The organism is Silvania sp., assembly GCF_051656365.1.
GTDB lineage: Bacteria > Pseudomonadota > Gammaproteobacteria > Enterobacterales > Enterobacteriaceae > Enterobacter > Enterobacter hatchlandensis.
Window position 1 is genome coordinate 33828 of sequence record NZ_JBOGBT010000035.1, and the last position, 18362, is coordinate 52189.

Annotated in this window: 20 protein-coding genes; 5 read left to right on the forward strand and 15 right to left on the reverse strand. The window is 57.5% G+C overall.

Annotation, left to right across the window (positions count from 1 at the left end):
• The first annotated feature begins 13 nt into the window (after positions 1 to 13).
• Positions 14 to 1243, forward strand: coding sequence for an MDR family MFS transporter (locus tag ACRDD5_RS06345; protein WP_438676317.1), 1230 nt, complete (start codon positions 14 to 16; stop codon positions 1241 to 1243).
• Positions 1244 to 1245: 2 nt separating this feature from the next.
• Here the strand turns inward: ACRDD5_RS06345 and ACRDD5_RS06350 are convergent, their stop codons facing one another.
• Positions 1246 to 1590 carry a nitrous oxide-stimulated promoter family protein gene (locus ACRDD5_RS06350; protein ID WP_438676245.1) on the reverse strand — a complete coding sequence of 115 codons (345 nt, stop codon included), beginning with the start codon at positions 1588 to 1590 and terminating at the stop codon, positions 1246 to 1248.
• Positions 1591 to 1777: 187 nt separating this feature from the next.
• On the opposite strand from ACRDD5_RS06350, the gene ACRDD5_RS06355 reads away from it, so the two are divergent.
• The 3 genes from ACRDD5_RS06355 (at position 1778) to ACRDD5_RS06365 (ending at position 5148) form a co-directional block, all read left to right on the forward strand.
• On the forward strand, positions 1778 to 2008 hold the full coding sequence (locus tag ACRDD5_RS06355) for a SymE family type I addiction module toxin (protein ID WP_271281715.1): 231 nt from the start codon (positions 1778 to 1780) through the stop codon (positions 2006 to 2008).
• A 113-nt stretch (positions 2009 to 2121) separates the two neighbouring features.
• Positions 2122 to 4683, forward strand: coding sequence for a DNA mismatch repair protein MutS (mutS, locus tag ACRDD5_RS06360; protein ID WP_438676246.1), 2562 nt, complete (start codon positions 2122 to 2124; stop codon positions 4681 to 4683).
• Positions 4684 to 4770: 87 nt separating this feature from the next.
• Positions 4771 to 5148, forward strand: coding sequence for a DUF4440 domain-containing protein (locus ACRDD5_RS06365; protein WP_438676247.1), 378 nt, complete (start codon positions 4771 to 4773; stop codon positions 5146 to 5148).
• A 52-nt stretch (positions 5149 to 5200) separates the two neighbouring features.
• Here the strand turns inward: ACRDD5_RS06365 and rpoS are convergent, their stop codons facing one another.
• From rpoS to cysG, 13 genes are all read right to left on the reverse strand, one after another.
• The gene (rpoS, locus tag ACRDD5_RS06370) at positions 5201 to 6193 is read right to left on the reverse strand and encodes an RNA polymerase sigma factor RpoS (protein ID WP_271281712.1); all 993 of its coding nucleotides are present in this window, start codon (positions 6191 to 6193) and stop codon (positions 5201 to 5203) included.
• A gap of 60 nt (positions 6194 to 6253) precedes the next feature.
• Entirely contained in the window at positions 6254 to 7378 is a 1125-nt protein-coding gene (gene nlpD, locus ACRDD5_RS06375) for a murein hydrolase activator NlpD (protein WP_438676248.1), read from the reverse strand.
• Between the two features lie 116 nt (positions 7379 to 7494).
• Complete coding sequence (locus ACRDD5_RS06380; protein WP_271281710.1) at positions 7495 to 8121, reverse strand: protein-L-isoaspartate(D-aspartate) O-methyltransferase; 627 nt, start codon at positions 8119 to 8121, stop codon at positions 7495 to 7497.
• Positions 8115 to 8876, reverse strand: a complete 762-nt coding sequence (gene surE, locus ACRDD5_RS06385) for a 5'/3'-nucleotidase SurE (RefSeq protein ID WP_271267076.1) — start codon at positions 8874 to 8876, stop codon at positions 8115 to 8117. Before surE ends, ACRDD5_RS06380 begins: the two co-directional genes overlap by 7 nt.
• Positions 8857 to 9906, reverse strand: a complete 1050-nt coding sequence (gene truD, locus ACRDD5_RS06390; RefSeq protein ID WP_271281708.1) for a tRNA pseudouridine(13) synthase TruD — start codon at positions 9904 to 9906, stop codon at positions 8857 to 8859. Before truD ends, surE begins: the two co-directional genes overlap by 20 nt.
• Positions 9903 to 10382, reverse strand: coding sequence for a 2-C-methyl-D-erythritol 2,4-cyclodiphosphate synthase (ispF, locus tag ACRDD5_RS06395; protein ID WP_040074259.1), 480 nt, complete (start codon positions 10380 to 10382; stop codon positions 9903 to 9905). The genes truD and ispF overlap by 4 nt, the downstream gene beginning before the upstream one ends.
• Complete coding sequence (gene ispD / locus ACRDD5_RS06400) at positions 10382 to 11092, reverse strand: 2-C-methyl-D-erythritol 4-phosphate cytidylyltransferase (protein ID WP_271281707.1); 711 nt, start codon at positions 11090 to 11092, stop codon at positions 10382 to 10384. The genes ispF and ispD overlap by 1 nt, the downstream gene beginning before the upstream one ends.
• Before the next feature lie 19 nt (positions 11093 to 11111).
• A complete protein-coding gene (ftsB, locus tag ACRDD5_RS06405) occupies positions 11112 to 11423 on the reverse strand; it encodes a cell division protein FtsB (protein ID WP_271267079.1) in 312 nt (103 codons plus the stop codon).
• 166 nt (positions 11424 to 11589) lie between these two features.
• Positions 11590 to 11913 carry a DUF3561 family protein gene (locus tag ACRDD5_RS06410; RefSeq protein WP_271281706.1) on the reverse strand — a complete coding sequence of 108 codons (324 nt, stop codon included), beginning with the start codon at positions 11911 to 11913 and terminating at the stop codon, positions 11590 to 11592.
• A 61-nt stretch (positions 11914 to 11974) separates the two neighbouring features.
• Positions 11975 to 12580, reverse strand: a complete 606-nt coding sequence (cysC, locus tag ACRDD5_RS06415) for an adenylyl-sulfate kinase (protein WP_438676249.1) — start codon at positions 12578 to 12580, stop codon at positions 11975 to 11977.
• The gene (gene cysN / locus ACRDD5_RS06420) at positions 12580 to 14007 is read right to left on the reverse strand and encodes a sulfate adenylyltransferase subunit CysN (RefSeq protein ID WP_438676250.1); all 1428 of its coding nucleotides are present in this window, start codon (positions 14005 to 14007) and stop codon (positions 12580 to 12582) included. The genes cysC and cysN overlap by 1 nt, the downstream gene beginning before the upstream one ends.
• Before the next feature lie 9 nt (positions 14008 to 14016).
• Positions 14017 to 14925 (reverse strand): sulfate adenylyltransferase subunit CysD, encoded by a 909-nt coding sequence (cysD, locus tag ACRDD5_RS06425; protein WP_271267083.1) that lies wholly within the window; start codon positions 14923 to 14925, stop codon positions 14017 to 14019.
• 9 nt (positions 14926 to 14934) lie between these two features.
• A complete protein-coding gene (gene cysG / locus ACRDD5_RS06430) occupies positions 14935 to 16293 on the reverse strand; it encodes a siroheme synthase CysG (RefSeq protein ID WP_438676251.1) in 1359 nt (452 codons plus the stop codon).
• A gap of 239 nt (positions 16294 to 16532) precedes the next feature.
• Here cysG and ACRDD5_RS06435 point away from each other — a divergent pair, with 239 nt between their 5' ends.
• The gene (locus ACRDD5_RS06435) at positions 16533 to 17576 is read left to right on the forward strand and encodes an aminopeptidase (RefSeq protein ID WP_438676252.1); all 1044 of its coding nucleotides are present in this window, start codon (positions 16533 to 16535) and stop codon (positions 17574 to 17576) included.
• 49 nt (positions 17577 to 17625) lie between these two features.
• Here ACRDD5_RS06435 and cysH read toward each other — a convergent pair whose 3' ends face one another.
• Entirely contained in the window at positions 17626 to 18360 is a 735-nt protein-coding gene (cysH, locus tag ACRDD5_RS06440; RefSeq protein WP_271281701.1) for a phosphoadenosine phosphosulfate reductase, read from the reverse strand.
• Positions 18361 to 18362 lie beyond the last annotated feature (2 nt).

Genomic DNA, 18362 nt, shown 5'->3' on the forward strand with positions numbered 1-18362 from the left:
GAGGTAAGCTGTGATCGTACTCCGTCCCGCCACCCAGCTCTGGCCGCCCGTCTTACTGGGCAGCCAGTTTGTGTTCAACATCGGTTTTTATGCCGTCGTTCCTTTCCTGGCGATATTTCTACGCGACGATATGCTGCTCTCCGGCGGGCTTATCGGGCTGGTACTTGGGTTGCGGACCTTCTCCCAGCAGGGGATGTTTATTGTCGGCGGCGCCCTCTCCGACCGCTACGGCGCGCGCAGGGTAATCCTGTGCGGCTGCATCGTGCGCGTGGTGGGCTACCTGCTGCTGGCGTACGGACATTCCCTGCCGCTGATTATTGCCGGGGCGTGCCTCACCGGGATTGGCGGGGCGCTGTTCTCCCCCTCCATCGAAGCGTTACTGGCAAAAGCGGGCACCCGCAGCGAGGCGCAGGGCAAACGCAGCCGTGCAGAATGGTTCGCCCTGTTTGCAGTCTGCGGCGAGCTGGGGGCGGTACTCGGCCCGGTGGTGGGTGCACTGCTGACGGGATTCGGCTTTCGTCAGGTGGCGCTGGCGGGCGCGGCGGTCTTTGTGGTGGCGTTAATTGTGCTGTTCTTTTGCCTGCCGCCTGCCGTTGCCAAAAACCAGCCGCTGCAGATCGCCCCGTGGTGGACCACCTTTCGTCAGCCGCGTTTTGTGGCGTTTATCATCGCCTGGAGCAGCTGGTTATTAAGCTATAACCAGCTCTATCTGGCGCTGCCGGTGGAGATCCAGCGCGCAGGCGGCAGCGAAAAAGATCTCGGTCCGCTGTTTATGCTGGCCTCTGGGCTGGTGATCCTCTTCCAGCTGCCGCTGGCGCGCGTTGCCCGTCGGGTAGGGGCAGTGCGGATCCTGCCGGTCGGGTTTGTGCTGATAGCGGCGGCGTTTCTGAGCGTGGCGCTGTTTGCCAGCTCACAACCGGCACAGGGGTGGCTGCGTCTGCTGCCTGCAGCCTGTTTTGTCACCCTGCTGACCAGCGGGCAGATGCTGCTGGTGCCGTCGGCGAAGGATATCGTGCCGTGGTTTGCCAGTGAATCGACGCTGGGGGCGCATTATGGCGCGCTTGCCACCGCTGGCGGCTGTGCGGTACTTGCGGGGAATTTACTGCTCGGCGACCTGCTCGATCAGGCGCTGACGCCCTCTACTGAAGCGACCTTCCCGTGGCTGCTGCTGGCGGTATTCCCGCTGTGCAGCGCTATTGCCATGGTCTTTATCTGTCGACCGATGCGCAGACCGCGGGTCTGACATTATTTTTTTGGGCGGTACTTTTCCGGCAGCTCCGGCACCGGACGGCGATCGTCAATCAAATGTCGAATCGTTAAAATGGGGTGGCGCCACAGCATACGCGGCCCCGCCCAGCGCATCACCTGCTTCATCTCTTCACGTTTAGCAGGCTGATAACAGTGTACCGGACACTGCTTGCAGGCCGGTTTTTCCTCGCCAAACACGCATTTATCCAGCCGCTTGTCAGCGTAATCGTTCAGCGCCGGGTAGTGCCCTGCCTTTTTCGATGCCTGCGGGCACTGCTTCTCATACAGCGCGATCATCTTGTGGATAGTCTCTTTTTCGCGCGCGATTCGTTTTCCAGACATGACTGAGCCCCGACCGATAAGTTGCATTTATGATACCTTTTCTGCTGCCGCTTTTCAGCCCGATTTCATTTTTTACATTGCGTTTTCTGAAGACGCTTCGCAGTTCCAGGTTTGTCTCTTCGCTATTTTACTGGCATTTTATACAGGTGTTTATTTCACCCGGTGTACCCAAAGAAAAGGAGTTTCTATGTCAGAGATGTGCATTGCCCTACCAAGCCGTCGGTTAACGGTGGGCTATTTCAGAAAGCGTCATGAAGATCGCAAAACCAAGATCCCGCAACGCTACAGCGTGCATGCATCGCTGAGCCTGAAAGGCGACTGGCTGGAAGAGGCCGGGTTTAAAACCCATGCGCAGGTGCGGGTGCTGGTCGAACAGGGAAAATTAGTGATTGAACTGATTGCGGAAGAGGCCTCGTAAAGTCGCGACATTTTGCTGCGCGGTGCCATTTTTTCATGCGACAATAGTGCCAACTTATGGCTCTAATGTCGCCTGAACCGCACTATTTTCAAAGAAATGGACATCATCACTCCATGACCACTACAGACAATTTCGACGCCCACACCCCCATGATGCAGCAGTATCTGAAGCTCAAAGCGCAGCATCCGGAAATTCTGCTGTTTTATCGTATGGGCGACTTTTACGAGCTGTTTTATGACGATGCGAAACGCGCCTCGCAGCTGCTCGACATCTCCCTGACCAAGCGCGGCGCCTCAGCCGGGGAACCGATTCCGATGGCGGGTATTCCGCACCATGCGGTGGAGAACTACCTGGCCAAGCTGGTCAATCAGGGTGAGTCGGTCGCCATATGCGAGCAGGTGGGCGACCCGGCGACCTCAAAAGGTCCGGTCGATCGCAAGGTTGTCCGCATCGTAACGCCCGGCACCATCAGCGATGAAGCCCTGCTGCAGGAGCGTCAGGACAACCTGCTGGCGGCCATCTGGCAGGACAGCAAAGGTTTCGGCTATGCCACGCTGGATATCAGCTCCGGGCGTTTTCGCCTGAGCGAACCGGCCGATCTCGAGACCATGGCGGCAGAGCTGCAGCGTACCAACCCGGCCGAGCTGCTGTATGCCGAAGATTTTGCCCAGATGTCACTGCTTGAAGGCCGTCGCGGCCTGCGTCGTCGCCCGCTGTGGGAATTTGAAATCGACACCGCGCGCCAGCAGCTCAATATGCAGTTTGGCACCCGCGACCTGGTCGGCTTTGGGGTCGAAAATGCCCCGCGCGGCCTGTGCGCCGCAGGCTGTTTGCTGCAGTACGTCAAAGACACCCAGCGCACCGCCCTGCCACATATTCGCTCCATAACCCTCGATCGTCAGCAGGACAGCATCATTATGGATGCCGCCACGCGCCGCAATCTGGAGATCACCCAGAACCTGGCGGGCGGTGTGGAAAACACCCTGGCGTCGGTGCTCGACAGCACCGTGACGCCGATGGGCAGCCGAATGCTCAAACGCTGGCTGCACATGCCGGTACGCGATACCGACACACTTACCGGGCGCCAGCAAACCATTGGCGCACTGCAGGACAGATACAGCGAGCTGCAGCCAGTACTGCGTCAGGTGGGCGATCTGGAACGTATTCTGGCGCGACTGGCGCTGCGCACCGCCCGTCCGCGCGACTTAGCCCGCATGCGCCACGCGTTCCAGCAGCTGCCTGAACTGCGCAGCCAGCTGGCAGAGATCGACAGCACGCCGGTGCAGAAACTGCGTGAAACCATGGGTGAATTCAGTGAACTGCGTGAGCTGCTGGAGCACGCCATCATCGACGCACCGCCGGTACTGGTGCGCGACGGCGGCGTGATCGCCCCAGGCTATAACGAGGAACTGGATGAGTGGCGCGCGCTGGCCGATGGCGCGACGGATTATCTGGATAAGCTGGAGATCCGCGAGCGCGAACGCCTCGGGCTGGATACGCTGAAAGTGGGCTATAACGCCGTGCATGGCTACTTCATTCAGATCAGTCGTGGACAGAGCCATCTGGCCCCTATCCACTATGTGCGCCGCCAGACGCTGAAAAACGCCGAGCGCTACATCATTCCTGAGCTAAAAGAGTACGAGGACAAAGTCCTTACCTCGAAGGGCAAAGCGCTGGCGCTGGAAAAACAGCTGTATGACGCCCTGTTCGACAGCCTGATGCCGCATCTGGGGGATCTACAGCAGAGCGCCGCCGCGCTGGCTGAGCTGGACGTACTGGTGAATCTGGCAGAACGCGCCGAAACGCTGAACTACAGCTGCCCGACCTTTACCGATAAGCCCGGCGTGCGCATTCTCGAAGGCCGCCATCCGGTGGTCGAGCAGGTGTTGAACGAGCCTTTTATCGCCAACCCCCTGAACCTGTCGCCACAGCGTCGGATGCTGATCATTACCGGCCCAAACATGGGCGGTAAAAGTACTTACATGCGTCAGACGGCACTGATCGCACTGTTGGCCTATATCGGCAGCTACGTCCCGGCGCAAAAAGTAGAGATCGGCCCTATCGATCGCATTTTCACTCGCGTGGGCGCCGCGGACGATCTGGCGAGCGGGCGTTCAACCTTTATGGTGGAGATGACCGAAACCGCCAACATTCTGCACAATGCCACGGAAAACAGCCTGGTGCTGATGGATGAAATTGGCCGCGGCACCTCAACTTACGACGGCCTGTCGCTGGCGTGGGCCTGTGCCGAAAGCCTGGCCAATAAAATCAAAGCCATGACTCTGTTTGCCACCCACTACTTCGAGCTGACGCAGCTACCGGAGAAAATGGAAGGCGTGGCGAATGTGCATCTGGATGCGCTGGAGCATGGCGACACTATTGCCTTTATGCATACCGTGCAGGATGGCGCCGCCAGCAAAAGCTATGGCCTGGCCGTTGCCGCACTGGCGGGCGTGCCGAAAGAGGTGATTAAGCGCGCGCGCCAGAAGCTACGCGAGCTGGAAAGCCTGTCGCCAAACGCGGCGGCAACTCAGGTTGATGGCACCCAGATGTCGCTGCTGTCGCCAGCAGAAGAGACCTCCCCGGCGTTGGAAGCGCTGGAAAACCTCGATCCGGATTCCCTGACCCCACGACAGGCGCTGGAGTGGATCTACCGGTTAAAAAACCTGGTGTAACCTCTTAACCAGCGTTTATCCAAAGGGAAGTGCGCAAACACGCAAAACGGTAACAACGTTACCGTTTTGCTATTAACTGGAGAAACCATGAACCACTACGAAGCAGAAATTATCGAAGCCCACATCGCCATCGAAAACTGGTTAGGTCGCGGAGAAGGCGATATTAATGCATTACTCGCCCGCTTTCGTCCGGACTTTATGATGATTGCTCCAACCGGTGTCCACCTAGATTATCCCACGCTGGCGCGTTTTTTTGATAGCCAACGCGGCAGTCGGCCGGGGCTAAAGATCGTGGTAGATGAATTTACCCTTCTGCAGACGTGGGATAACGGTGCACTTGTTCACTATCGCGAGACGCAAACGCGTCCTGAACAGCCAGTGAATGTGCGCTGGTCGACAGCCGCCCTGACGCAAGAGGGCGTTAACATCACGTGGCGCCTGCTGCACGAGACCGCTCAACCCTGATACAAAAGAAAAAGGCCAGTCTCTCGACTGGCCTTTTTTGACGAAGAGTGGCTTACTCGCGGAACAGCGCTTCGATATTCAGCCCTTGCCCCTGCAGGATTTCACGCAGGCGACGCAGACCCTCTACCTGAATCTGACGAACACGTTCACGTGTCAGGCCGATTTCACGACCGACGTCTTCCAGTGTCGCAGCTTCATACCCCAGCAGACCGAAACGACGCGCCAGCACTTCACGCTGTTTGGCGTTCAGTTCGAACAGCCATTTGACGATGCTCTGTTTCATATCATCGTCTTGCGTGGTGTCTTCCGGGCCGTTGTCTTTTTCATCGGCCAGGATATCCAGCAGCGCTTTCTCGGAATCGCCACCCAGCGGGGTGTCAACGGAGGTAATACGCTCGTTGAGACGCAGCATACGGCTAACATCATCAACCGGTTTATCCAGCTGCTCGGCAATCTCTTCCGCGCTTGGCTCGTGGTCCAGTTTATGGGACAACTCGCGTGCAGTACGCAGATAGACGTTCAGCTCTTTCACGATGTGAATCGGCAGACGGATGGTACGGGTTTGATTCATGATCGCCCGTTCAATCGTCTGTCGGATCCACCACGTTGCGTAAGTCGAGAAACGGAACCCACGTTCAGGGTCAAATTTCTCCACGGCACGGATCAGCCCCAGGTTACCTTCTTCAATCAGATCCAGCAGTGCCAGACCACGATTGCTGTAACGACGGGCAATCTTCACCACCAGACGCAGGTTACTTTCGATCATGCGACGGCGTGAGGCAACATCTCCACGCAGCGCACGACGAGCGAAATACACTTCTTCTTCTGCTGTTAACAGTGGAGAGTATCCAATCTCCCCAAGGTAAAGCTGAGTTGCGTCGAGCACGCGCTGAGTGGCACCCTGCGATAACAGCTCTTCTTCAGCTAAATCGTTATCACTGGGTTCCTCTTCTACTAAGGCTTTTTCGTCAAAAGCCTCTGCTCCGTTCTCGTCAAACTCCGCGTCTTCATTTAAATCATGAACTTTCAGCGTATTCTGAGTCATAAAGGTGGCTCCTACCCGTGATCCCTGGGCGCAACACACCAATTGGTATGTCCCGCCAAATTATCGCTGCGGTAAATACTGCAGCGGGTTTACGGATTTCCCCTTGTAACGAATTTCAAAATGCAAGCGTGTAGAACTGGTTCCGGTGCTACCCATGGTCGCTATTTTTTGCCCCGCCTTAACTTCTTGTTGTTCCCGGACCAGCATCGTATCGTTATGGGCGTAGGCACTCAGGTAATCATCGTTATGTTTTATGATAATAAGATTACCGTAACCGCGCAGAGCGTTACCGGCGTATACCACACGACCATCTGCGGTCGCGATAATAGCCTGTCCCTTACTCCCTGCGATATCGACCCCTTTATTTCCCCCCTCGGAGGAAGAAAAGTTCTCGATAACTTTGCCTTCAGCAGGCCAGCGCCAGGAAGAGATTGGCGAACTGGACGTCTGACTACTGGCAGCGGGCACGGTAGAGCTAACCACAGGTGCCGTAACGGGTGCTGTGACAACGGTCGCAGTCCCTTTATTATTCGGCAACATCTTGTTAGCACTCTGTTCACCTGAGTCCTCAGAATACGTAATTGTCGGTTGCGACGCAACCACTGTGCTTGATTTTTGCGCAGGCATCACACTGTTATTTTGCGCAGAGACATCCGCAACCGAAACGGTATTGCCTGGCGTTAACGGTGTACCTGTCGCATTGCCCACCTGCAGCGCCTGGCCCACTTCCAGGCCATACGGGGCCGGCACGTTATTTCGTTGCGCAAGGTCACGGAAATCGTTCCCGGTGATCCAGGCAATATAGAAGAGGGTATCGCCGCGCTTAACGGTGTAGGTACTGCCGCCGGTATAGCTCCCTTTCGGAATGTTCCCATACTTACGGTTATACACAATGCGGCCATTTTCGGTCTGCACAGGCGTATTCACTGGCTGGATCTGCGTTGGCTGGGTAACAGGACGCTGTACAGGCTGAATTTGCGGAGTTTGCTGCGCAGGCACCGTGCCCATTTTAGGCGGTGGGGTGATCAGCATACCGCCGGAAGAACTGCCCGAGCTGCTGTTGCCGCCAACCGAGCTCACTGGCGCAGGGGCGTTATTAGAGTTAGTACAGCCTGCCAGCCAGAGTGAAACCAGTGATAATGCCGCAACACGGCTGATGGTGAATTTTGGGCTTCCCGCGCTCATTTATCCCCCAGGAATGTGTTAATTACCAGTGACTTAATATTAACCGTGATGTCACGATGCTTTTGCGCCACACCATACGCTGAATTGGCCTGAATAATCCTGGAAAATTCCGAGTCTCAGGCCAGCTCACCTTTTACCAGAGGCACAAAGCGCACGGCTTCCACGGTATCGATGATGAACTCGTTGCCCCGTCGACGGACGCGCTTTAACAGCTGATGTTCGTCGCCCACCGGTAGCACGAGGATCCCGCCGTCATCCAGCTGCGCCATTAGCGCAGAGGGGATTTCCGGCGGGGCTGCCGTCACGATAATGGCATCAAACGGACCGCGGGCCTTCCAGCCTTGCCAGCCATCGCCGTGACGAGTAGAGACATTATGCAAATCGAGCTGCTTTAAACGACGACGCGCCTGCCACTGCAGGCCTTTGATGCGCTCCACCGAGCAGACGTGATGCACCAGATGCGCCAGAATCGCGGTCTGATACCCCGAACCCGTGCCAATCTCAAGCACCCGTGAGTCCGGCGTCAGCTCCAGCAACTCGGTCATGCGCGCCACCATGTAAGGCTGCGAAATAGTCTGCCCCTGCCCTATCGGCAAGGCGACGTTTTCCCACGCTTTGTGCTCAAACGCCTCATCCACGAACTTCTCACGCGGCACCAGTGAGAGTGCGGTAAGCACATGCTCATCGGCAATCCCCTGAGCGCGTAATTGATTCAGAAGTGTTTGTACACGCTTACTTACCATTGCGAACTCACCCCGGCGCGATCCAGCCAGCCCGACACCACATCATGCGCGTTATACGCAGTCAGATCCACATGCAGCGGCGTGACGGAAACGTAGCCTTCATCTACCGCCGCGAAATCGGTATCCGGCCCGGCGTCGTGCTTTTCGCCCGGCGGGCCTATCCAGTACAACGTGTTGCCACGCGGATCCTGCTGCGGAATAACTTTATCCGCCGGATGACGGCTGCCGCAGCGGGTGACGCGAATGCCTTTGATCTGATCCAGCGGCAGGTCGGGCACGTTGATATTGAGGATGCGCCCGGTGCGCAGCGGCTCGCGGTTGAGTGCCCGCAGAATGGAACAGGTAATGGCAGCAGCGGTATCGTAATGCTGATGGCCGTTAAGCGAGACCGCCAACGCCGGAAAGCCAAGATGACGACCTTCCATGGCGGCGGCGACGGTGCCGGAATAGATCACGTCATCGCCCAGATTAGGCCCGGCGTTGATCCCGGAGACAACCACGTCCGGACGCGGACGCATCAGGGCGTTCACGCCCAGAAAGACGCAGTCGGTCGGCGTGCCCATCTGAACGGCGATATCACCATTGTCGTAGGTAAAGGTGCGAAGCGACGACTCGAGCGTGAGCGAGTTAGAGGCACCACTGCGATTACGATCGGGGGCCACAACCTGAACCTCGGCAAATTCACGCAGCGCTCTGGCCAGCGTCTGAATGCCTGGCGCATGGATCCCGTCATCGTTACTCAGCAATATTCGCATAGTCACCCGAAGTGTTGATAAGTTCCCTGACAACGCTGGTGGCAAAGCTGCCTGCCGGCAACCAGAAGCGCAGCTCGACGGTTGCGTCATCCCACCAGTTCCAGCTCAGCTGCTGCGGATAGAGCAGCATCGCCCGGCGTGCTGCTTCGACTTTTTCCCGCATCAGAAGAGACAGTAATTCTGTTTCACCGGCAATGGCGGCCTGCTCGAAAAGAAGCGCCTCCCCTTGCGGGCCCCACTCGCCGGTCCCCGCCAGCGCAGCGGTGATCAGCAGCGTTTTAGCATCGACGCGTGCCTGTAAATCGGGCATTTCTTCAGCTGTGGCAACAAACCAACTGCCGCGCCCCGCTAATTGTAGCGCATCGCCGACAACAACTTGATTCGCGTCCGGTTTTTTCAGCCTTTCGCTCACAATTTGATTAAACAACGCGCTGCGGGCTGCCGACAACCAAAAACTGCGTTTATTTCGATCCCGAACCGGGGCATTGCTTTGTGACCAGCGCAGCGCACCCTGCAGGTTGCTACCGCCAATGCCAAAGCGCTGCGCGCCGAAGTAGTTCGGGACGCCCTGCTCGCGGATGGCCACCAGCCGCTGCTCCACATCATCGCGATGGCTGACGTCGCGCAGCACCAGCGTAAAAGCATTGCCTTTCAGCGCGCCGAGACGCAGCTTGCGCTTGTGGCGGGCGTACTCGAGTACCGTGCAGCCTTCCGGCTGGAACTTGCTTAAATCCGGCATCGCATTGCCCGGCACGCGCGCGCAGAGCCACTGCTCGGTAACCGCGTGTTTGTCTTTCTGCCCGGCGAAGCTCACTTCGCGGGCGGATATTTTCAGGAACTTTGCCAGCGCCTCGGCCACGAAGCGGGTGTTGCAGCCGTTTTTCAGGATCCGCACCAGAATGTGCTCTCCTTCGCCGTCCGGCTCAAAACCCAGATCTTCAATCACCACAAAATCTTCCGGATTGGCTTTCAGCAGGCCGGTTCCCTGTGGCTGACCGTGCAGCCAGGTCAGGTTGGTGATGTCGATCATTTTGCCGCCTTCACCAGCAGCGCCACCGCTTCACAGGCAATGCCCTCGCCGCGGCCGGTAAAGCCGAGCTTTTCGGTGGTGGTGGCTTTAACGTTGACATCGTCCATGTGACAGCCGAGATCTTCGGCGATAAAGACGCGCATCTGCGGAATGTGCGGCAGCATTTTCGGCGCCTGAGCAATAATCGTCACATCGACATTCCCAAGGGTAAATCCTTTCGCCTGAATACGGCGCCAGGCTTCGCGCAGCAGCTCGCGGCTGTCCGCGCCCTTAAACGCCGGATCCGTGTCCGGGAAGAGCTTGCCGATATCGCCCAGCGCCGCCGCACCGAGCAGCGCATCGGTTAAAGCATGCAGTGCAACATCGCCATCAGAATGCGCGAGCAGCCCTTTTTCATAAGGGATACGCACGCCGCCAATGATAATTGGGCCCTCGCCGCCAAAGGCGTGTACGTCAAAACCATGTCCAATTCGCATTATGCCTTCTCCTGATGGGTCGAACGGGTAAGATAAAATTCTGCCAGCTGTAAATCTTCGGGGCGCGTCACTTTTATGTTATCTGCGCGCCCTTCAATCAGTTCGGGGTGAAAACCGCAATACTCCAGCGCCGACGCTTCATCGGTGATGGTCGCACCTTCATTCAGCGCGCGGGTTAAGCAGTCGTGGAGCAGTTCGCGGGGGAAAAATTGCGGCGTCAGCGCGTGCCAGAGATCAACGCGATCCACCGTATGGGCAATGGCCTGCAGGCCCGGCTCGGCGCGCTTCATGGTATCGCGCACCGGCGTCGCCAGAATACCGCCGATGCGGCTGGTTTCGCTGATGGCCAGCAGCCGTGCCAGGTCGTCCTGATGCAGGCACGGACGCGCCGCATCATGCACCAGCACCCATTGCGCGTCACCGGCAGCCTGCAGACCCGCCAGCACCGAATCGGCACGCTCTGCGCCGCCGTCGACAACGGTGATTTGTGGGTGGCTGGCAAGCGAAAGCGCGGCAAAGCGGGCATCGCCCGGGCTGATAGCAATAATCACCCGCGTCACGCGCGGGTTCGCCAGCAGCGCCGCCACGGCGTGCTCAAGGATCGTTTTGTCACCAATTGAAAGGTACTGCTTAGGACATTCTGTCTGCATGCGCCGGCCAAACCCGGCGGCCGGAACAACGGCGCATACGTTCGAAAAAGTTACTGCCATGGCGTAATCCTGGGCCTGATTATCGAGTGTTTTGTACTGAGCCCTGGTTGCGTTTAGACGCATCCGGCACCAGACGATAGAAAGTTTCGCCCGGCTTAGTCATGCTGAGTTCATTGCGCGCGCGCTCTTCAATCGCTTCTTGTCCGCCATTGAGATCGTCAATTTCAGCGAACAGCTGATCGTTTCGCGCTTTAAGTTTGCCGTTTGTTGCCTGCTGCGCCGTCACGTCGTCATTGACGCGACTGTAGTCGTGAAGACCGTTCTTACCGAACCACAGCGAATACTGAAGCCAGACCAGCAAAGCCAGCAACAGCAGCGTAAGTTTACCCATCCTGCCCCCTGAAAAACGGCATCATCATCCCATAACTTTCCCCACGACTCTACATCGGGGCTACAGAGATGCCGCAACATTGCGGGCAAATGTACCACATTTTTTTCGCAGATTCGCGCAGCCAACATTGTCTCATAGTTGGTTACGGTTTGAATTATGGATGAACTTATCCCATGAGCCACAAAAATAACAGCCCGAACATCACGGCCACCGCGACAACGGTGGTGAGGGCGCTATAGAGCAGCTTGCCATTGAGAAGAGAGTGCAGCGCAATCCCGACCACCACGGCAACGGGCATCAGCGCCAGGAAGAAAGGCCAGGTATAGAGGAGGAAGAATAAGGTATTGCTGCCATACAGCAGGAAGGGGATGCCCAGCGCCATCAGCCATGACGCAAAGCCGACGATCGCCCCGGGAAAAGACCAGGTCGTTTCGTCAGTCGCCGCTACCGAATCTGACCTGGTGATAATGTAGTTTTCGCTGTTCCGCATAGCTGATCCCGTGACCATGTTGCACCGATGATGGATAACCTGCTTCCTCATCGATGCTGTCTCAGGATCTGATAATATCGTCCTGCCGGAGCAGGTCTAATAATTCACCCACCAAATTTGTTACCAATTGTTCACCCTTGAGGTGAATGTCCGGTGATTCGGGGGCTTCATATACGGCATCAATGCCGGTGAAATTTTTCAGCTCACCCGCGCGGGCTTTCTTATACAGCCCTTTCGGATCGCGCTGCTCGCAGATCGCCAGCGGCGTGTCGACAAAGACTTCAATAAAACGATCCTGACCGACCCGCTCGCGCACCGTCTGCCGCTCGGCCCGGTGCGGAGAGATAAACGCCGTTAAGACCACCAGCCCGGCGTCGGCCATCAGGCTGGCCACTTCGCCCACCCGACGGATGTTCTCTTTGCGATCGTCGTCGCTAAAGCCCAGATCGCTGCACAGCCCGTGACGCACGTTGTCGCCATCCAGCAGGTAGGTGCTGACCCCATTCTGATGCAGGGCCTCTTCCAGCGCCCCGGCCACGGTGGATTTACCCGAGCCGGAGAGCCCGGTAAACCACAGCACAACCCCACGGTGACCGTGGAGTTGTTCACGCGCGGCAACGGTCACCGGATGAGGATGCCAGACAACGTTCTCATCATGCAGGGCCATTACTTGCCTCCCAGCAGATCGCGTGCGCCCCAGTGCGGGAAGTGTTTACGCACCAGCGCGTTCAGCTCCAGCTCAAAGGCGCTGAATTCAGACGGCACGGCAGTCGATTGTTTATGCGGCTCATGGACCATTCCGGCACCCACGGTAACGTTAGACAGACGATCGATGATAATCAGCCCGCCGGTCACCGGGTTCTGCTGATATTGATCCAGCACCAGCGGCTCGTCAAAGGTGAAATCGACCAGACCAATACCGTTCAGCGGCAGCTCCGCCACGCTGTGCTGCGCCAGGGTGTTGATGTCCACCTGATACTGAATGGCGTCCACGCGGGCGCGGGTTTTCTTACCGGCGATTTTAATGTCATAGCTCTGGCCGACGCTCAGCGCCTGCTCCGCCATCCACACCACATCGATCGAGGCGCTTTGTACCGCGGGTAGGGCGTCGGACGCGTCCACCAGCAGATCCCCACGACTGATGTCGATTTCATCCTTCAACACCAGCGTCACCGCCTCACCTGCACCGGCTTCCTGCAGATCGCCATCAAAAGTGACAATACGGGTAACGGCAGACTCCACGCCAGAAGGCAGAACTTTCAGGCGCTGGCCGACGCTCACGCGGCCACCGGCAATTGTGCCGGAGAAGCCGCGGAAATCGAGATTCGGGCGGTTAACGTACTGCACCGGGAAGCGCAGCGGCTGGGTCTCGACGCTGCGCTGCAGTTCAACGGTTTCCAGCACTTCCAGCAGCGTTGGGCCGCTGTACCACGGCATGCTAGCGCTCTGGGAAGCAACGTTGTCCCCTTCCAGCGCCGACAGCGGCACAAAGCGGATATCGAGGTTGCCCGGCAGCTGCTCGGCAAAGGTCAGGTAGCTTTCGCGGATCTCGTTAAATTTATCTTCGCTGAAATCCACCAGATCCATTTTGTTGACTGCCACCACCAGGTGCTTGATCCCCAGTAAGGTGGAGATAAAGCTGTGGCGACGGGTTTGATCCAGCACGCCTTTACGGGCGTCGATCAGCAGGATCGCCAGGTCACAGGTGGAGGCACCGGTGGCCATGTTGCGGGTGTACTGTTCGTGCCCCGGGGTGTCGGCAATAATAAATTTGCGCTTCTCGGTGGAGAAGTAGCGGTAAGCCACGTCGATGGTGATGCCCTGCTCGCGCTCCGCCTGCAGGCCATCCACCAGCAGCGCCAGATCGAGCTTTTCGCCCTGGGTGCCGTGACGTTTGCTGTCGTTGTGCAGCGAGGAGAGCTGGTCTTCATAGATCTGACGGGTGTCGTGCAGCAGACGGCCAATCAGCGTACTTTTGCCGTCGTCGACGCTGCCGCAGGTCAGAAACCGCAGTAAACTTTTGTGCTGCTGCGCGTGCAGGTAGGCTTCTACGCCGCCTTCATCGGCAATCTGTTGAGCAATAGTGGTATTCATGGCGGCTCCTTAGAAATAACCCTGACGTTTCTTCAGCTCCATTGAGCCTGCCTGGTCGCGGTCAATCACGCGCCCTTGTCGCTCGCTGGTGGTCGAGACCAGCATCTCTTCAATGATCTCCGGCAGCGTCTGCGCGTTCGACTCTACCGCGCCGGTCAGCGGCCAGCAGCCGAGGGTACGGAAGCGCACCATCTGTTTTTTGATCACTTCCCCTGGCTGCAGATCGATACGATCGTCATCAATCATCATCAGCATGCCGTCGCGCTCGAGCACCGGGCGTTCTGCCGCCAGATACAGAGGAACGATGTCGATATTTTCCAGATAGATGTACTGCCAGATATCCAGCTCGGTCCAGTTCGAGAGCGGAAACACGCGAATGCTTTCGCCTTTGTTAATCTGGCCGTTGTAGTTATGCCACAGCTCCGGGCGCTGGTTTTTAGGATCCCAGCGGTGGAAGCGATCGCGGAAGGAGTAGATACGCTCCTTGGCGCGGGATTTCTCTTCATCACGGCGCGCGCCGCCGAATGCTGCATCAAAACCGTATTTGTTCAGGGCTTGCTTCAGCCCTTCGGTTTTCATGATGTCGGTGTGTTTACCGCTGCCGTGCACGAACGGGTTAATGCCCATCGCCACCCCTTCCGGGTTTTTATGCACCAGCAACTCGCAGCCGTACGCTTTGGCGGTACGGTCACGGAATTCATACATCTCACGGAATTTCCAGCCGGTATCCACGTGCAGCAGCGGGAACGGCAAGGTGCCCGGGTAAAACGCTTTACGCGCCAGGTGCAGCATCACGCTGGAGTCTTTACCGATGGAATACATCATTACCGGATTAGAAAACTCAGCGGCTACCTCGCGGATAATATGAATACTTTCCGCTTCCAGTTGCCGCAGGTGAGTCAGTCGTTTTTGGTCCATAACCGTTCCTTAAGCCAAATTTATAACAGAAGAACCAAACCCTTCTGCATCTGTTGTATGTTGAAACCAGGCGAGCGTGTCGTGCAACTGCACAACTTCTCCCACCACAATCAGGGCGGGCATCGGGGCGTCTTTTGCCAGGCTTGCAAGCTGATGTAATGTGCCGGTTGCGACCTGTTGATCCACACGAGTACCGCGCGAAATCACGGCAACAGGCGTTGTTCCGTCGCGGCCATGCTGGATCAGTTGCTGACTGATCTCTGCCGCCTTCATGGTGCCCATGTAGATAGCCAGCGTCTGGCGACCCTGCGCCAGGTGCTCCCAGTCCAGCGGCGCGCTGTCGGCCTTGTAGTGGCCGGTCACAAAGGTCACGCTCTGGGCGTAATCACGATGGGTGAGCGGGATACCGGCATAAGCCGTGACGGCAGATGCCGCGGTGATCCCCGGTACCACCTGGAAAGGCACACCCGCCTCGGCCGCCGCCTGCAGCTCTTCGCCACCACGGCCGAAGATAAACGGATCGCCGCCTTTCAGACGGACCACTGTTTTACCCGCTTTGGCCGCCGCAATCAGCATCTGATTGGTGTCATGCTGCGGAACTGCGTGCCCACCCGCGCGTTTGCCGACGCAGATTTGTTCCGCATCCCGGCGGATCAGTTCGCGTATGCCGTCAGTGACCAGATGGTCGTAAAACACCACGTCAGCGTCCTGCAGCACCTGCAGGCCGCGAAGCGTCAATAATCCGGCATCGCCAGGCCCGGCTCCAACCAGAATAATTTCGCCCGCGCTGCTGCCTGGGTTATCCAGCTCATCTTCCAGCAGCTGCTGGGCTGCAGTTTCGTTGCCTGCCTGCATCAGGCTGACAAAGCGGCCACGGAACACGCGCTCCCAGAAGCGACGACGTTCCGTCACGCTGGTCAGGCGGGTTTTCAAATGGTTGCGCCAGAAGCTGGCTTTCTCTGCCATCCGCCCGAGGCTTGTCGGCAGCAAGGCTTCGATTTTCTCACGTAACACGCGCGCCAGCACCGGTGCGGTACCGCCGGAGGAGATCGCCACCAGCAGCGGCGACCTGTCGACAATCGACGGGAAGATAAAGGAGCACAGCGGCTGATCGTCCACCACGTTCACCAGACGGTGGCGGGCATGAGCGGCAGCCGAAATGCGCTGGTTGAGCGTCCGATCTTCAGTGGCGGCAATCACCAGCACCACAGCATCGATAAGCGATTCATCAAAGTCCGCCTCGGCCACAACCTGCACCTGCGCACCTGCACGCTGTAAAAAGGCGATTTTGCGCAGCGCGATCTCTCCGCTACCGACAACCAGCACCGGACGGTCTTTTATGGCAGCAAATAAAGGAAGGTAATCCACAATGCTACAACTCGCTAACAACCAGGAATAGTGGGACTATAGGGGGCTGTTCGGGGCGAATGAAATTACGAATTGGAATGAGTAGTTACTCAATGGAATAACGCCGTGAAAAAGCTCATATCAAAAAGTGCTTAAGACGCGCCATGACAGGCATTTAAGAGCAATTCAAATTGTGTAAGCGCCGTCACGGTTTCATACTAGGCGCGTTAAAATTTTGATCTCTTTTTTAAGGATGCATTATGTTTTCCGCAATGCGCCACCGGATCGCTGCCCTGGCGTTCGGCGTTTGCTTTATCCTGCCCGTTCAGGCAAAAACCCCCGCCATGGGTGAAATGGCCGCCTCGCAGGCGCGTCATATTGCGACATTTTTCCCCGGCCGCATGACCGGTACCCCTGCCGAAATGCTCAGCGCTGACTATGTCCGCCAGCAGTTCGCCGGGATGGGGTACCAGAGCGACATCCGTACCTTCCAGAGCCGCTATATCTATACCTCACGTAATCAAAGCAAAAACTGGCACAACGTGACCGGCAGCACCGTGATTGCCGCCCATGAAGGTAAAACCGAACAACAAATTATTATCCTCGCGCATCTGGATACTTACGCCCCGATGAGCGACAGCGATAGCGACCACAACCTCGGCGGCCTGACCTTACAGGGCATCGATGACAATGCCGCAGGCGTCGGAGTGATGCTGGAGCTGGCCGATCGACTGAAAAGCATCCCCACCCAGTACAGCATTCGCTTTATTGCCACCAGCGGCGAGGAAGAGGGAAAGCTGGGCGCGGAGAATGTGCTTAAGCGCATGAGCGCGGCCGAGAAGAAAAACACCCTGCTGGTGATCAACCTCGATAACCTGATCGTCGGCGATAAGCTCTATTTTAACAGCGGCAAAACCACCCCAGCCCAGGTGCGCAAGTTAACCCGCGACCGCGCGCTGGCCATTGCCCGCACTCACGGCATTTTTGCGGCCACCAACCCAGGCGGCAACGCAGCGTTCCCGAAAGGCACGGGGTGCTGTAATGATGGTGAGGTGTTTGATAAAGCCGGGATCCCGGTCCTGTATGTCGAAGCCACCAACTGGTCGCTGGGTAAAAAAGACGGCTATCAGCAGCGGGCAAAATCGAAAGCCTTTCCAACGGGCACCAGCTGGCACGACGTGCGGCTGGATAATCAGCAGTACATTGATGCCGCGCTCCCGCACCGGATTGAACACCGCAGCCGGGACGTGGTGCGCGTGATGCTGCCGCTGGTAAAAGAGCTGGCGAAAGCGGCCAGGGCCTGAGAAAACGCCCGGTAATGGCTACGCCTTACCGGGCCGCATTTTAGTGCCGTTAACCTTCGTGCAATCCGCACTCGCGCTTCAGGCCAAAGAAGCGCGTCTCTTCTTCTGCCATACCGGGCTCCCATTTGCGGGTGGTATGGGTGTCGCCCACCGACAGATAACCCTGATCCCACAGCGGGTGATACTTTAGCCCATGCTGCTGCAGGTACTGGTAAATGGTACGGTTATCCCAGTCGATAATCGGCAGCACTTTGAACACCCCGCGCTGGAGAGCCAGCACCGGCAGGCTCGCGCGGCTGCCGGACTGATCGCGACGCAGGCCGGCAAACCAGGTTTGCGCATTGAGTTCAGACAGGGCGCGGTTCATCGGCTCAACTTTGTTGATGTCGTTGTATTTCTCAATGCCCTCAACGCCCTGCTCCCACAGCTTGCCGTAGCGTGCTTCCTGCCAGGCGGCGCTCTGCTCAGCGCGGTAAACCTTCAGGTTCAGCTTGAGCTTGTCCGTTAGCTCATCGATAAACTGGTAGGTTTCCGGGAACAGGTAGCCGGTATCGGTGAGGATCACCGGGATATCCGGGCGGATCTGATTCACCAGATGCAGGCTGACGGCCGCCTGAATACCAAAGCTCGATGAGAGCACGTATTCACCAGGCAGATTCTCCAGCGCCCAGGCGACGCGCCCTTCGGCATCAAGCTTTTCCAGTTGGCCGTTCGTTTCGGCCAGCGCCAGAATGCGTTCCACTTTGGGCAATGCGTTAAGCGCATTTAGATCGAGTACGGACATAA

Coding starts and splice junctions, on each gene's coding strand:
- ACRDD5_RS06350 (WP_438676245.1), bottom strand. CDS start 1,590: ATGTCTGGAAAACGAATCGCGCGCGAAAAAGAGACTATCCACAAGATG.
- ACRDD5_RS06355 (WP_271281715.1), top strand. CDS start 1,778: ATGTCAGAGATGTGCATTGCCCTACCAAGCCGTCGGTTAACGGTGGGC.
- mutS (WP_438676246.1), top strand. CDS start 2,122: ATGACCACTACAGACAATTTCGACGCCCACACCCCCATGATGCAGCAG.
- ACRDD5_RS06365 (WP_438676247.1), top strand. CDS start 4,771: ATGAACCACTACGAAGCAGAAATTATCGAAGCCCACATCGCCATCGAA.
- rpoS (WP_271281712.1), bottom strand. CDS start 6,193: ATGACTCAGAATACGCTGAAAGTTCATGATTTAAATGAAGACGCGGAG.
- nlpD (WP_438676248.1), bottom strand. CDS start 7,378: ATGAGCGCGGGAAGCCCAAAATTCACCATCAGCCGTGTTGCGGCATTA.
- ACRDD5_RS06380 (WP_271281710.1), bottom strand. CDS start 8,121: ATGGTAAGTAAGCGTGTACAAACACTTCTGAATCAATTACGCGCTCAG.
- surE (WP_271267076.1), bottom strand. CDS start 8,876: ATGCGAATATTGCTGAGTAACGATGACGGGATCCATGCGCCAGGCATT.
- truD (WP_271281708.1), bottom strand. CDS start 9,906: ATGATCGACATCACCAACCTGACCTGGCTGCACGGTCAGCCACAGGGA.
- ispF (WP_040074259.1), bottom strand. CDS start 10,382: ATGCGAATTGGACATGGTTTTGACGTACACGCCTTTGGCGGCGAGGGC.
- ispD (WP_271281707.1), bottom strand. CDS start 11,092: ATGGCAGTAACTTTTTCGAACGTATGCGCCGTTGTTCCGGCCGCCGGG.
- ftsB (WP_271267079.1), bottom strand. CDS start 11,423: ATGGGTAAACTTACGCTGCTGTTGCTGGCTTTGCTGGTCTGGCTTCAG.
- ACRDD5_RS06410 (WP_271281706.1), bottom strand. CDS start 11,913: ATGCGGAACAGCGAAAACTACATTATCACCAGGTCAGATTCGGTAGCG.
- cysC (WP_438676249.1), bottom strand. CDS start 12,580: ATGGCCCTGCATGATGAGAACGTTGTCTGGCATCCTCATCCGGTGACC.
- cysN (WP_438676250.1), bottom strand. CDS start 14,007: ATGAATACCACTATTGCTCAACAGATTGCCGATGAAGGCGGCGTAGAA.
- cysD (WP_271267083.1), bottom strand. CDS start 14,925: ATGGACCAAAAACGACTGACTCACCTGCGGCAACTGGAAGCGGAAAGT.
- ACRDD5_RS06435 (WP_438676252.1), top strand. CDS start 16,533: ATGTTTTCCGCAATGCGCCACCGGATCGCTGCCCTGGCGTTCGGCGTT.
- cysH (WP_271281701.1), bottom strand. CDS start 18,360: ATGTCCGTACTCGATCTAAATGCGCTTAACGCATTGCCCAAAGTGGAA.